Genomic DNA, 13,508 nt, shown 5'->3' with positions numbered 1-13,508 from the left:
TCTCTCAGCCCTTCGATCCACGGTTGCGGCGGCCGCCCCGGCGGGCGGACGGCAGGGTCTTGCCGATGACGACGGTGGGCGCGGGCTCGCTCTCGGGCCGGCCCTTGCGGCCGATCGCGCGCCGGACGCCGTAGCCGAACGCCGCCACCTTGACCAGCGGTCCGCCGAAGGCGGAGGAGACGGTCGAGGACAGCGCGGAGGCGTTCGAGGTGACCTCCTGGACGTCGGAGGCGATCGAGTCCACGCGCGCGAGCTGGGTGTTTGCCTCGCGCACGGTCGCCGATGCCTCACTGAGCAGCGGCACCGCCTGCTCGGTGACCTCGGCCACCAGCCGGGTGGCCGCCTTGAGCGTCTGGGCGAGTCTCACCAGGGCGAGGGCGAGGAAGGACACCAGGATCGCCCAGAAGACGGCCACGAGGATCCCGGCCACCTCTCCACCGGACACGTTGCACCGCTCCCTGCTGCCGATCACGTCGGTCGTCGTCGTTCAGGTCGTCCGTCGTTCGAGTCGTCCGTCGCCCGCCGGTCTCGAGCGGGTCGTCCGGGCGGGGGCGGCAGGTAACGACCCTATCGCGCCGGGCAGGCCCGGCTGAAACGCATTCCGCTCGGCCAAACAGCCCGCGGGTTCCCCCCGACACACACCGGTCGATGGGGAACCCGCGGGCTGATGAGCGCGTACGGTCCGCTGGGTCAGCGGGCGTAGTACTCGACGACGAGCTGCTCGTCGCAGATCACCGGGACCTCCTTGCGGTTCGGGTCCCGGTCGAGGCGGAAGGCGAGCGCCTTCAGGTTGACCTGCAGGTAACGCGGGGTCTCGCCGTCGGGGGCGTAGCCACCCTCGCGGGCCACCTGGAAGGGGTGCTTCTCGCGGCTGCGCTCGCGGACCATCACCACGTCGTCCGGGCTGACCCGGAAGGAGGGCTTGTCGACCTTGCGGCCGTTGACCTCGATGTGACCGTGGACCACCATCTGGCGGGCCTGGTAGATCGTGCGGGCGATTCCCGACCGCAGGACGAGCGCGTCCAGACGGCGCTCAAGCTCGATGATCAGGGCTTCGCCTGTCTTGCCTTCGACCTTCCGAGCGCGGTCGTAGGCACGGGCCATCTGACGCTCGCTGATGTCGTACTGAGCGCGCAGACGCTGCTTCTCCAGCAGCCGGACCTTGTAGTCACTGGTCTGCTTGCGGCCGCGGCCGTGCTCGCCGGGCGGGTAGGGACGGGCCTCGAAGTACTTGACGGCCTTCGGCGTCAGCGCGATGCCGAGCGCCCTCGACTTCTTGACCTTGGGACGCGACTGGTTCACGTGGAACGAACCTCCATGTAAGTTAGGTGAGCCTTACCTTAGTCGAGGAGAACGCATGTTTCGACCTGGGATCCCCCTGCCCAGCACTGCTCAGAGTCTTGAGGAGGGTCAGCCGCGTCCCAAGGAAGACGCCCTGCGGCCGACGGCGGCAGAGCGTGTACGGACTCTCGTGGAAAACAAGGCTACGGCGTCGTTGACGATTCCCGGAATCGAGGTCCCCGACGATCTCGGGATGGACGGACCGGCCGCTCGCACCGTCACCCCGGACGGGGATGTGCTGTTGCTGCTCCCCGGCGGCTCACCCGCGGCCCGCGCGGCGGCCTACGCGCAGGACGACGATCTGACCTGCGTGATGGAGATCACGGACGTCGCCCCGGTCTCGGTGCCCCAGCGGATCCGCGGCCGCGCCCGGGTGGCCGGCTGGCTCACCCCCGTACGCGGCGGCGACCGCGCCGCGAGCGCGGCACTGCTCGCGCAGCACCATCCGGTCGGAGAGCTGCTGGGCCTCGGCGAGGCCCTTCAGCCCGGCCCGGCCACCGGGCCGCGCGGCCGGGCCGCCGCCTGGACGCTGCTGCGGCTGGAGGTCGCCGAGGCGTGCGTGGACGACCTGTGGGGCGCGGACGGCGTCGAGCCGGACGACTTCGCGCAGGCCACCCCCGACCCGCTGGCCCCGCACGAGGCCGAGCTGCTGCAGCATCTGCACGCCGCCCACAGCGACCAGGTGCGCGGACTGTGCGCCCTGCTGGGCGAGCGCTCGTCCATGGTGTGCACCCGCGGCCCCGCGATCCCCGTGGCCCTGGACCGCTTCGGCCTGCGCGTCCGCTTCACGGACGACGCCGACCGGCCGTTCGACGCGCGCTTCGACTTCCCGGAGCCGGTGCGGAGCGTCTCCGAACTGCGCCGCGCGATGCACACCCTGTTCGAGGCGGCCGCCGACTAGGCCGGGGACGGGAGGCGTCGTTTACGAGGACTCCGGCGGCGGGTCGCCGCGCAGCCGCGCCCGGACCCGCTCGACCACATCCGCATAGCGGGCCTCCGCCCCGTACCGCGTCGGCTCGTAGTAGCGCTTTCCCTGGATCTTGTCCGGCGCGTACTGCTGCGCCGCGATGCCGCCCGGCAGATCGTGCGGATACAGATACCCCTGGGCGTGGCCGAGCTTTTCGGCGCCCTTGTAGTGCCCGTCCCGCAGATGCGGCGGCACCGGGCCCGCGAGCCCCGCCCGGACGTCCGCCAGCGCCGCCCCGATCGCCGTCGTGGCCGCGTTGGACTTGGGCGCGAGCGCCAGCGCGATCGTGGCGTGGCTCAGCGTCAGGGCGGCCTCGGGGAAGCCGATCAGCGCGACCGCCTGCGCCGCCGCCACGGCGGTGGGCAGGGCGGTCGGATCGGCCAGCCCGATGTCCTCACTCGCCGAGATCATCAGCCGCCGCGCGATGAACCGCGGGTCCTCCCCCGCCTCGATCATCCGCGCCAGATAGTGCAGCGCGGCATCCACATCCGAGCCGCGGATCGACTTGATGAGAGCGCTTGCCACGTCGTAGTGCTGATCACCGGCCCGGTCGTAGGTGACCGCGGCCCGGTCGACCGCCTCCTCCAGCGTGGTCAGCGTGATCTCCGCCTCGCCCTTGGCCATCGCCGACCCGGCCCCCGCCTCCAGGGCGGTGAGCGCCCGCCGGGCGTCGCCGCCCGCGATCCGCAGCAGATGCCCCTCGGACTCCTCGGGGAGGGTGACCGCGCCGCCGAGCCCCCGCTCGTCGGTCAGCGCGCGGCGCACCAGCCCGCGCAGATCGTCGTCGGTGAGCGGCTCCAGGGTGAGCAGCAGCGAGCGGGACAGCAGCGGGGAGATCACCGAGAAGTACGGGTTCTCCGTGGTGGCCGCGATCAGGGTGACCCAGCGGTTCTCCACGGCGGGCAGCAGCGAATCCTGCTGCGCCTTGCTGAAGCGGTGGATCTCGTCCAGGAAGAGCACGGTCTCCCGGCCGTACGCCCCCGAGGAGCGGCGCGCCCCGTCGATGACGGCCCGCACCTCCTTGACCCCCGCGGTGATCGCCGACAGCTCCACGAACCGCTTCTGGGTGGCCTGGCTGACCACGTACGCGAGCGTGGTCTTCCCGATCCCGGGCGGGCCCCACAGCAGGACCGAGGAGGGCCCGGCCGGGCCTCCGCTGCCCTCGCCGACCAGTCTCCGCAACGGCGATCCCGGGCGCAGCAGATGCTGCTGGCCCACGACCTCGTCCAGCGTGCGCGGGCGCATGCGCACGGCCAGCGGGCTGCTGGAAGGGTCCTTCTCCTGGCGTTCCTCGGCGGCGGCGGTGAACAGGTCTGGCTCCACCCCGAAAGCCTATGACACGTCACCGACAGCACCGGTTTCCAGGGGTTCGGCCTAGCTGGTCCAGAAGTCCCACCAGCGGGTCAGGATGAGCATCCCGATCACGCCGATCCACATCACCGGCACCACCCAGTGGAACTCCAGCAGCCCGCGCCGCAGCCCGTCCGGCGCCGGGAGGTATCCGTGCTTGAGGTTGTGGCCGGTGACGTAGCAGAACATCACGATGGTGGCGACCCAGGCGAGGCAGCACCACAGGCACAGCGAGCCGATGACGTACAGCGACTCGTACTGGAGCCAGGTCACGAAGCCGACGCCGAAGAGGGTGCCCGCGTTGAACGTCAGCCAGTACCAGCGCGGGAAGCGCGCCCCGGCCAGCAGGGACACGCCCACGCAGATGACGATGCCGTAGGCGACCAGGCCGAGCATCGGGTTCGGGAAGCCGAACGCCGCGGCCTGCTTGCTCTCCATGATGTTTCCGCAGGAGACCACGGGGTTGAGGCTGCAGCCGGGGGTGAAGACCTTGCCGTCGGCCTTGTACTCGAGGATCTTGTTCTTGTCGAGCGTGATGACCCAGGCCGCCAGCAGCCCCAGCGCGCCGGTGATCACGAGCAGGAGCGCGAAGGCGCGGCCGCCTCCCGTTCCGGTCCGCGCGCCGCCCCGCGCCTCGTCGGACTCCACGTCGTCCATCAGTGTCGTCGCCATATCGCCGTCCGTCGCTCTCCACACTGTCCGGCCCCGTCGGGCACGGCCATTGTGCCCCAACCCATGGCCCCGCCATGCCCTGTTGTCAGGGCCCGACCATCTTCGCGGGTCCCCCGTTCGGCGGGGATAAGCGCGGGCCGAGGCGGCCGGGGCCCCGCCCCGGGAGGGGCGGGACCGGCGGGCGGAGGGCGGTCCCGATTGGCAGGATGAACCGGGCCCCGCGGCGTTGACGCCGCCGAGGCGGTCAGCCCAGCTTCGCCTGGACGGTGGTCACGATCTTGGACAGCGGAACGGCCTCCTGCTCGCCCGATTCCATGTCCTTCAGCTGGACGACGCCCTCGGCGAAGTCCCGCTCACCCGCCACGATCGCGTACCGCGCGCCGCTGCGGTTCGCGGCCTTCATCGCGGCCTTGAGCCCCTTGCCGCCGTACGCGAAGTCCGTCGCCACGCCTTCCTTGCGCAGCTCGCCGACCACGCCGAAGAGGACCTTGCGGGCCTCCTCCCCCAGCGGCACGGCGAAGACGCTCGTCGCGTCGGGCAGGTCCAGCCGGACGCCCTCGGCCTCCAGCGCGAGCACCGTACGGTCGACGCCGAGCGCCCAGCCCACCGACGGCAGGGCCGGGCCGCCGATCATCTCGGACAGGCCGTCGTACCGGCCGCCGCCGCCGACCGCGGACTGCGAGCCGAGGCCGTCGTGGACGAACTCGAACGTGGTGCGGGTGTAGTAGTCGAGGCCGCGGACCAGCTTGGCGTCGTCCTCGAACTCCACGCCCTGCGCGGTGATCAGCTCACGCACCCGCGCGTGGTACTCCCGGCAGGCGTCGCACAGGTAGTCGCGCAGCAGCGGCGCGCCGGCCAGCTGCTTCTGGACGGCGTCACGCTTGTCGTCGAGCACCCGCAGCGGGTTGATGTCGATGCGCCGCCGGGTGTCCTCGTCCAGGTCCAGCCCGCGCAGGAAGTCCTGGAGTGCGGCCCGGTAGACGGGGCGGCACTCGGCGTCGCCGAGCGAGTTCAGCAGGATCCGGAAGTTACGCAGCCCCAGCGACCGGTAGGCGGCGTGCGCGAGGATGATCAGCTCGGCGTCCAGGGCCGGGTCCTCGGCACCGATCGCCTCGGCACCGACCTGCGAGAAGTGGCGGTAGCGGCCCTTCTGGGGGCGCTCGTAGCGGTAGTACGAACCGGAGTACCAGAGCTTGACCGGCAGGCTGCCGGCCTTGTGCAGGTTGGCCTCCAGTGCGGCGCGCAGCACCGAGGCGGTCCCCTCGGGGCGCAGCGCCAGCTCGTCGCCACCCTTGGTGGTGAGGGTGTACATCTCCTTGGTGACGATGTCGGTGGACTCGCCGACGCCGCGCGCGAAGAGTTCGACGTTCTCGAAGCCGGGTGTCTCGATGTAGCCGTAGCCGGACCGCCGCAGCGGGGTGGCGATGGCGTCCCGCACCGCGAGGTAGGTCGCGGAGACCGGCGGGATCAGGTCGTAGGTGCCCTTGGGGGCCTTGAAGGTGCTCAACGTGGGTTCTCTCGTCACATTCCTCGTCGCGGAGCCGCTGCCGCGTCCGTGGCGGCGTCTCCGGGGCCGGCGGCCACCTGCCGCAGGAAGGGGTTGGTGGCGCGCTCGCGGCCGATGCTGGTCTGGGGGCCGTGGCCGGACAGCACCACGGTCGAATCGTCGAGCGGCAGGCACACGCGGGCCAGGGACTCGAGGATCTCGGCGTGGTCGCCGCCGGGCAGATCGGTGCGTCCGATGGAGCCGGCGAAGAGCAGGTCGCCCGAGAAGAACACCGGGGGGATGTCCGCCTGTTCGGGCAGCCTGAAGGTCACCGACCCCTTGGTATGGCCCGGCGCGTGCGCGACGGTGAACTCCATTCCGGCCAGCTTCAGTTCGGAGCCGTCGGCCAGCTCCTTGACGTCGTCCGGCTCGCCGACGGTCAGCTCGCCCATCAGCTGCGTGCCGATGGACCGTCCGAGCGCCTTGGCCGGATCGCTCATCATGTAGCGGTCGGCGGGGTGGATCCAGGCCGGTACGTCATGGGCGCCGCAGACCGGGACGACCGAGGCGACGTGGTCGATGTGGCCGTGGGTCAGGATGACGGCGACGGGCTTGAGCCGGTGTTTGGCGACGGCCTCCTCGACGCCTTGGGCCGCCTGGTGGCCCGGGTCGATGATCACGCACTCCTCGCCGGCGGCGGGGGCGACCAGGTAGCAGTTGGTCCCCCAGGCCCCGGCGGGGAACCCGGCAATGAGCACGATCGTCCTTAAATGTCGTCCGGAAGAGTCGGCCGGCGGAAGAATGTCGGCAGCTCCAGAGCCTACCGGCGGCGGGCCCGGCACAGCGAACCCGTATACGGTACGGCCGAGCCCTCCGGCAGGACACCGATGACATACGGCGTGAGGAGACGACCCGGTGGTCAGTAGCGAGCAGCGGCGGCGGCAGCTAGCCCGGGAGAAGTACCTGCGGCAGCAGCAGCGGCGCGAGACGGCACGGCGCAAGGCCCGCCAGCGCAATGTGGTGATCGCCTCCGTACTGGCCGTGGTGCTGGCCGGCGGCGGGGCCGTGGCGGCCGCGGGCGCGTTCTCCGGCGACGGCAAGGACAAGAAGAAGGACGACGCCGCCGCGTCCACTCCTTCGGCCCCCGCCACCAGCAAGGCGCCGGACCCGTGCGCCAAGGAGGCGAAGGCGGTCCAGGGCGAGAAGCCCAAGAAGATGTCGTTCAAGAAGGAGCCGGCGGTCTCCATCGACAAGTCGGCCTCGTACACCATGAAGCTGGAGACCACCTGCGGGGACATCTCCTTCGACATGGACGCCGCCAAGGCGCCGCACACGGTCAACTCGTTCGACTTCCTGGCCGGCAAGGGGTACTTCGACCACACCAAGTGCCACCGGCTGGTGAACCAGGGGATCTACGTGCTGCAGTGCGGTGACCCGCAGGGCACCGGCGCGGGCGGCCCCGGCTACACCCTGCCGGACGAGAACCTGAAGGACCCCTCGCTGAAGGGGAACACGTACCCGGCGGGCACGGTCGCGATGGCGAACCAGTACAACGCGCAGACCAAGAAGGGCCGGAACAGCGGCGGCAGCCAGTTCTTCCTGGTCTACAAGGACAGCCCGCTGCCGCCGGACTACACCCCCTTCGGGAAGGTCTCCGAGGACGGCATGAAGGTCCTGCAGAAGATCGCCAAGGCCGGAGCGGCTCCCCCGGACCAGATGCAGAACACCGCTCCGAACGCCAGCGTGGTGATCAACAAGGCGACGGTCGGCAAGTCCTGAGGTCGCCGGGTGTGCGTACCGCGAAATTTCGGTCGCGCAGGATACGGACAGCCGGGGCACCGTTCGCCTATGTTGGCGTTGTGCAGGGTGCCTGCCGTGATGGCCGCATCACCCTGCTGGGAGACCGGCCCGGGCGTCGCTGCCCGGCCGGAAGAAACTGTGGACGATGCCCGCGGGCCGCACGCCCGCCCCGGCATCATGTGGAGGAGGCGCTGTGAGCAGCGAGCCTTGGGGCCGCGTCGACGAGGCGGGGACCGTGTACGTGCGTACGGCCGACGGTGAGCAGGTCGTCGGGTCGTGGCAGGCGGGATCGCCGGACGAGGCCCTCGCCTACTTCGAGCGCAAGTACGACGGTCTGGTCGTCGAGATCGACCTTCTCGAGCGCCGGGTCAAGACCACCGACCTGTCGGCCAAGGACGCGACGGCGGCCATCGAGCACATCCGGCACCAGGTCGACGAGCACCATGTGGTCGGCGATCTGGAAGCGCTGCGCAAGCGGCTCGACCAGCTCGCCAAGGTCGTCGAGACGCGCCGTGAGGAGCGCCGGGCGGCCAAGGCGGTGCAGGCCGACGAGGCCCGCCAGGCCAAGGAGGCGCTGGTCGCCGAGGCCGAGGAGCTGGCGGCCAGTGAGCAGTGGCGGGCGGCCGGGGAGCGGCTGCGCGCCCTGGTCGACACCTGGAAGGGCCTGCCGCGGCTGGACCGCAAGACGGACGACCAGCTGTGGCACCGCTTCTCGCACGCCCGCTCGGCGTTCTCCAAGCGGCGCAAGGCGCACTTCGCGGCGCTGGACGCGCAGCGCGAGGAGGCCCGGCAGACCAAGGAGAAGCTGGTCGCCGAGGCGGAGGCGCTGTCCGGCTCCACCGACTGGGGGCCGACCGCGGCCCGCTACCGCGAGCTGATGGCCGACTGGAAGGCCGCGGGCCGCGCGCAGCGCGAGCACGAGGACGACCTGTGGAACCGGTTCCGCGGCGCCCAGGACGTCTTCTTCCAGGCCCGCGGCGAGGTCTTCGCGGAGCGGGACGCCGAGCAGCGGGAGAACCTGACCCGCAAGGAGGAGCTGGTCGTCGAGGCCGAGAAGCTGCTGCCGATCTCGGACCTGAAGGCGTCCCGCGCGGCGTTCCGGTCGATCAACGAGCGGTGGGAGGCCGTCGGCCATGTGCCGCGGGACGCCCGCGCCCGCATCGAGGGCCGGCTGCACGCGGTCGAGCGCGCCTTCCAGGAGGCCGAGGAGGCCGAGTGGCGGCGTACGAACCCCGAGGCGCGGGCGCGCGCCCAGGGGCTGACCGGCCAGCTCCAGGACGCCGTGGACAAGCTGCGTTCCCAGATCGACGCGGCCCGCGCGGCGGGGAACAACGCGAAGGCCGACAAGCTCTCCAAGGAGCTCGAGGGCCGGCAGGCGCTGCTGGACCAGGCGCTCAAGGGCCTGGAGGAGTTCGGCGGCTGAGCTCGTCGCGCTGAAACGGCACGCGCATGGCGGCCCCGGGAGACCGGGGCCGCCATTCGCGTTCTGCGGCGCTTTCTCAGCGTGCCCGGGCCGAGGTGACCCGGTACACGTCGTAGACGCCCTCGACGCCGCGCACGGCCTTCAGGACGTGTCCCAGATGCTTGGGGTCGCCCATCTCGAACGTGAAGCGCGAGGTGGCCACCCGGTCGCGGGAGGTCTGGACGGCCGCGGAGAGGATGTTGACGTGCTGGTCGGACAGGACGCGGGTGACGTCCGACAGCAGCCGGGACCGGTCCAGCGCCTCGACCTGGATGGCGACCAGGAAGACCGACGACTGGGTGGGCGCCCATTCGACGTCGAGGATGCGCTCGGGCTGCTGGGACAGCGAGTCCACGTTGACGCAGTCGGCGCGGTGGACGGAGACACCGCTGCCGCGGGTCACGAAGCCGATGATGGGGTCGCCCGGCACCGGCGTACAGCAGCGGGCCAGCTTGACCCACACGTCCTCGACGCCCTTGACCACCACGCCCGGGTCGGCGCTGGAGCGGCGCTTGGAGCGCCGGATGGGCGGGGCGGTCTCGGCGATGTCCTCGTTGGCGGCCTCCTCGCCGCCGAGGGCCGAGACGAGCTTGCCGACCACGTTCTGCGCGGAGACATGGCCCTCGCCGATGGCCGCGTAGAGCGAGGAGATGTCCGGGTAGCGCATCTCGTGGGCGAGGGTGACCAGCGAGTCGCCGGTCAGGATCCGCTGGATCGGCAGGTTCTGCTTGCGCATCGCCCGGACGATCGCGTCCTTGCCCTGCTCGATGGCCTCGTCGCGGCGCTCCTTGGAGAACCAGCCACGGATCTTGTTACGGGCCCGCGGTGACTTGACGAAGCCCAGCCAGTCGCGCGACGGCCCGGCCCCGGCCGCCTTGGAGGTGAAGACCTCCACCAGGTCACCGTTGTCGAGGGTCGACTCCAGCGGCACCAGCCGCCCGTTGACCCGGGCCCCGATGGTGCGGTGGCCGACCTCGGTGTGGACGGCGTACGCGAAGTCCACCGGGGTGGCCCCGGCGGGCAGCGCTATGACGTCGCCCTTGGGCGTGAAGACGAAGACCTCGTTGCGGGACAGGTCGAAGCGCAGGGACTCCAGGAACTCGCCCGGGTCCTCGGTCTCCTTCTGCCAGTCCAGGAGCTGCCGCAGCCACGCCATGTCGTTGACGGCGTCGTCCTTGCCGGCCTTGCCCCGGGGCACGTCGGTGCGGACCTTGGAGGTGCCGGCGACCGCCTCCTGCTTGTACTTCCAGTGCGCGGCGATGCCGTACTCAGCGCGGCGGTGCATGTCGAAGGTGCGGATCTGCAGCTCGACCGGCTTGCCGCTGGGCCCGATGACCGTCGTGTGCAGCGACTGGTACATGTTGAACTTGGGCATCGCGATGTAGTCCTTGAACCGCCCGGGCACCGGGTTCCACCGCGCGTGGATGGTCCCCAGCGCCGCGTAGCAGTCGCGGACGGTGTCGACGAGCACCCTGATGCCCACCAGGTCGTAGATCTCGGCGAAGTCCCGGCCCCGCACGATCATCTTCTGGTAGACGGAGTAGTAGTGCTTGGGGCGGCCGGTGACGGTCGCCTTGATCCGGGCCGCCCGCAGATCGCCCTGCACCTGGTCGGTGACGACGGCCAGGTACTCGTCGCGCTTGGGCGCCCGCTCGGCGACCAGCCGGACGATCTCGTCGTACATCTTGGGGTAGAGGATCGCGAAGGCGAGGTCCTCCAGCTCCCACTTGATGGTGTTCATGCCCAGCCGATGGGCGAGCGGGGCGTAGATCTCCAGCGTCTCGCGGGCCTTCTTCTCCTGCTTCTCCCGCTTCAGGTAGCGCATGGTGCGCATGTTGTGCAGCCGGTCGGCGAGCTTGATCACCAGGACCCGGGGGTCCTTGGCCATCGCGACGACCATCTTGCGCACGGTCTCGGCCTGGGCCGCCTCGCCGAACTTGACCTTGTCCAGCTTGGTGACGCCGTCGACGAGCAGGGCGACCTGATCGCCGAAGTCGCGGCGCAGGGTGTCCAGGCCGTATTCGGTGTCCTCGACGGTGTCGTGCAGCAGCCCGGCCATCAGCGTGGCCGGATCCATACCCAGCTCGGCGAGGATCGTGGTCACCGCGAGCGGGTGGGTGATGTACGGATCGCCGCTCTTGCGCTTCTGCCCGCGGTGCCAGCGCTCGGCCACCTGGTACGCGCGCTCGATCTGCCGCAGCGTGGCGCCGTCCGCCTTGGGGTCGTTGCCGCGCACGATGCGCAGCAGGGGCTCCAGGACCGGGTTGTACGGGCTGGAGCGCTGCACGCCGAGGCGGGCGAGGCGGGCGCGCACGCGGTTGGAGGAGCCGGAGCGCGGGGCCGGGCTCTGGGTGGTGCGGGGCGTGGCCGGGGCGGGCCGCAGCTCGCCCGCGCGGCCCGCCGCGGCGGGCCCCGGCCGGGTCTGCTCGGGGGTGCCGGCTGCCGGTGCCGGACGGTCCGCGCCGTTTCCGGGCGTGGCTGAGGCCGCCGTCGTCTGCTCGGCGGCGGCGGTCGCGTCCGGAGCGGGACGGACTCCGGGGGAGAGCGGCTGGGCCTCGTCTGGCAAGAGAGCACTCCTCAAGCGGTCCGGACCCCGGGGGGTCGGGGTGCCAATGGTATCGATCCCGCCACTCCGCTTGCCTCTCGGCCGCGAGAGCCGGGCAACGACGGAGGGCGGGGACCTGTTCCTTGCGCAGGTCCCCGCCCTCCGGCGGTGGTGTCGGCGGATTCCGGTCAGACCGTGATCAGGGCCTCCAGCGGGGCGCTGTCCAGCGCGCTCACCAGACGTCTGCGGCCCTCCAGGAAGCCCAGCTCCATGAGCACGGCGACCCCGGCGACCTGGGCGCCGGCCCGCCGGATGAGCTGGAGCGACGCCTCGGCGGTGCCGCCGGTGGCGAGCACGTCGTCGATGACCAGGACCCGGTCGCCGGGCTCCAGCGCGTCGGCGTGTATCTCGATCTCCGCGGTGCCGTACTCCAGCTCGTACGCCTGCCCCAGGGTCGCCCCGGGGAGCTTGCCCGCCTTGCGGACCGGTACGAAGCCGATCCCGGCGCGCACGGCGGCCGGGGCGGCGAGGATGAAGCCGCGCGCCTCAAGGCCGACGACCTTGTCCGCCCGGTGCCGCACGCACAGCTCGGCGAGCGCGTCGGTCAGCGCGGAGAAGGCCGCGGCGTCGGCGAGCAGCGGGGTGATGTCCTTGAACATCACGCCCGGCTGCGGGTAGTCCGGCACGTCCTGGATGCGGCTGAGCAGCAGCCCGCGCAGCTCTTCGGTGCCCGGCTCCCCGGACACGCTCGTCCCGCTCATCGGCGCTTCCCCGACGGTCGGCCGCGGCCCCGGTTGCGGGACGCGGGCTGGCTGCGCTGGCCGACGACTCCGGCCGGGGCCGCGTCCTCCAGGTCCGGTTCGTCGCCCTCGGCCGACTCGCCGTCCTTCGGCTCGCGCTCGGCCTCGGCCTTGGCGGCCGCGGCGCGCTTGGCGCGCACCCGCTTGGCCAGCGCCTTCATCTGCGGGTCGCGGCTCTTGAGGTCGGCGACCAGCGGGGTGGCGATGAAGATCGAGGAGTACGCACCGGCGGCGAGGCCGACGAACAGGGCCAGCGAGATGTCGTTGAGCATGCCCGCGCCGAGCAGACCGCCGCCGATGAACAGCAGCGCCCCGACCGGCAGCAGCGCCACGACCGTGGTGTTGATGGACCGCACCAGGGTCGAGTTGAGGCTGCGGTTGGCGATCTCCGGGTAGGTGAAGCGGGTCTGCTTGGTGATGTCCCTGGCGCCTTCCTTGAGACCGTCGAAGACCACGACGGTGTCGTAGAGGGAGTAACCGAGGATCGTCAGCAGACCGATCACGGTGCCCGGGGTGACCTCGAAGCCGACCAGCGCGTAGACACCGACGGTGATGGTGAGGTCGTGGACCAGGGCGACCAGGGCGGCCAGCGCCATCCGCCATTCGAAGGCGATGGCGAGGTAGATCACCACCAGGACCATGAAGATCGCCAGGCCTTGCCAGGCCTTGGAGGCGATCTGCTCGCCCCAGCTCGGGCCGACCAGCTGGGTGTCGATCTTGTTGGCCTTGACGTCCAGTTTCTGGGCGAGCTTCTCCTGGACCGGGACGGCCTCCTTGGTGCCCAGCTCGCTGATCTGGATCCGCAGGCCACCGCGGCCCAGCTCCTGGACGACCGCGGTGTGGCCGCCGGACGCCTTCTCCGCCACCTCCTGGGCCTGGGAGGCCGAGACCGTGGTGTTGGGAGTGGTGAAGACCGCGCCGCCGGAGAACTCGATGCCCATGTTGAGGCCGCGCACCGCCAGGCCCGCGATGGCCGTGATGGTGATCAGGATCGAGATGGCGTACCAGATCTTCCGCTTGGCGACGAAGTCGTAGCCGACCTCGCCTCGGTAGAGCCTGGCGCCGAGACTGCCGAGTCGCGACAT

The 13,508-nt window shown here is 71.2% G+C and carries 12 protein-coding genes; 3 read left to right on the top strand and 9 right to left on the bottom strand.

Translation table 11 applies throughout. From position 1 onward, the window contains the following. Positions 1–4: 4 nt before the first annotated feature. Positions 5–445: a DUF948 domain-containing protein gene (locus ACFZCY_RS21800; protein ID WP_361474995.1), complete on the bottom strand. Its 441-nt coding sequence runs from the start codon at positions 443–445 to the stop codon at positions 5–7. A gap of 245 nt (positions 446–690) precedes the next feature. Further along, on the bottom strand, positions 691–1,302 hold the full coding sequence (rpsD, locus tag ACFZCY_RS21795) for a 30S ribosomal protein S4 (protein WP_361474993.1): 612 nt from the start codon (positions 1,300–1,302) through the stop codon (positions 691–693). Positions 1,303–1,495: 193 nt separating this feature from the next. On the opposite strand from rpsD, the gene ACFZCY_RS21790 reads away from it, so the two are divergent. Further along, positions 1,496–2,242: a DUF2470 domain-containing protein gene (locus ACFZCY_RS21790; RefSeq protein WP_391175489.1), complete on the top strand. Its 747-nt coding sequence runs from the start codon at positions 1,496–1,498 to the stop codon at positions 2,240–2,242. Positions 2,243–2,263: 21 nt separating this feature from the next. On the opposite strand, the gene ACFZCY_RS21785 is transcribed toward ACFZCY_RS21790, so the two are convergent. From ACFZCY_RS21785 to ACFZCY_RS21770, 4 genes are all read right to left on the bottom strand, one after another. Next, entirely contained in the window at positions 2,264–3,631 is a 1,368-nt protein-coding gene (locus ACFZCY_RS21785) for an AAA family ATPase (RefSeq protein WP_391175486.1), read from the bottom strand. A 51-nt stretch (positions 3,632–3,682) separates the two neighbouring features. Beyond that, positions 3,683–4,330 (bottom strand): vitamin K epoxide reductase family protein, encoded by a 648-nt coding sequence (locus ACFZCY_RS21780; protein WP_391175483.1) that lies wholly within the window; start codon positions 4,328–4,330, stop codon positions 3,683–3,685. A 244-nt stretch (positions 4,331–4,574) separates the two neighbouring features. Then, positions 4,575–5,837, bottom strand: coding sequence for a histidine--tRNA ligase (gene hisS, locus ACFZCY_RS21775; RefSeq protein WP_391175479.1), 1,263 nt, complete (start codon positions 5,835–5,837; stop codon positions 4,575–4,577). 14 nt (positions 5,838–5,851) lie between these two features. Beyond that, positions 5,852–6,574: an MBL fold metallo-hydrolase gene (locus ACFZCY_RS21770; protein ID WP_391175477.1), complete on the bottom strand. Its 723-nt coding sequence runs from the start codon at positions 6,572–6,574 to the stop codon at positions 5,852–5,854. Between the two features lie 157 nt (positions 6,575–6,731). Here ACFZCY_RS21770 and ACFZCY_RS21765 point away from each other — a divergent pair, with 157 nt between their 5' ends. Beyond that, positions 6,732–7,595: a peptidylprolyl isomerase gene (locus tag ACFZCY_RS21765; RefSeq protein WP_391175475.1), complete on the top strand. Its 864-nt coding sequence runs from the start codon at positions 6,732–6,734 to the stop codon at positions 7,593–7,595. Positions 7,596–7,809: 214 nt separating this feature from the next. Next, the gene (locus ACFZCY_RS21760) at positions 7,810–9,039 is read left to right on the top strand and encodes a DUF349 domain-containing protein (RefSeq protein WP_391175472.1); all 1,230 of its coding nucleotides are present in this window, start codon (positions 7,810–7,812) and stop codon (positions 9,037–9,039) included. Between the two features lie 76 nt (positions 9,040–9,115). On the opposite strand, the gene ACFZCY_RS21755 is transcribed toward ACFZCY_RS21760, so the two are convergent. From ACFZCY_RS21755 to secF, 3 genes are all read right to left on the bottom strand, one after another. After that, a complete protein-coding gene (locus ACFZCY_RS21755; RefSeq protein ID WP_391175469.1) occupies positions 9,116–11,644 on the bottom strand; it encodes a RelA/SpoT family protein in 2,529 nt (842 codons plus the stop codon). Positions 11,645–11,811: 167 nt separating this feature from the next. Further along, positions 11,812–12,384 carry an adenine phosphoribosyltransferase gene (locus ACFZCY_RS21750; RefSeq protein WP_391175465.1) on the bottom strand — a complete coding sequence of 191 codons (573 nt, stop codon included), beginning with the start codon at positions 12,382–12,384 and terminating at the stop codon, positions 11,812–11,814. Next, positions 12,381–13,508, bottom strand: coding sequence for a protein translocase subunit SecF (gene secF / locus ACFZCY_RS21745; RefSeq protein ID WP_391175462.1), 1,128 nt, complete (start codon positions 13,506–13,508; stop codon positions 12,381–12,383). The genes ACFZCY_RS21750 and secF overlap by 4 nt, the downstream gene beginning before the upstream one ends.

It is taken from the genome of Streptomyces sp. NPDC007983 (genome assembly GCF_042958345.1).
In the GTDB taxonomy this organism is placed as follows: Bacteria; Actinomycetota; Actinomycetes; order Streptomycetales; family Streptomycetaceae; genus Streptomyces.
The sequence above is the reverse complement of the archived record's forward strand: the minus strand, read 5'-3'. Positions and strand labels throughout refer to the sequence as shown.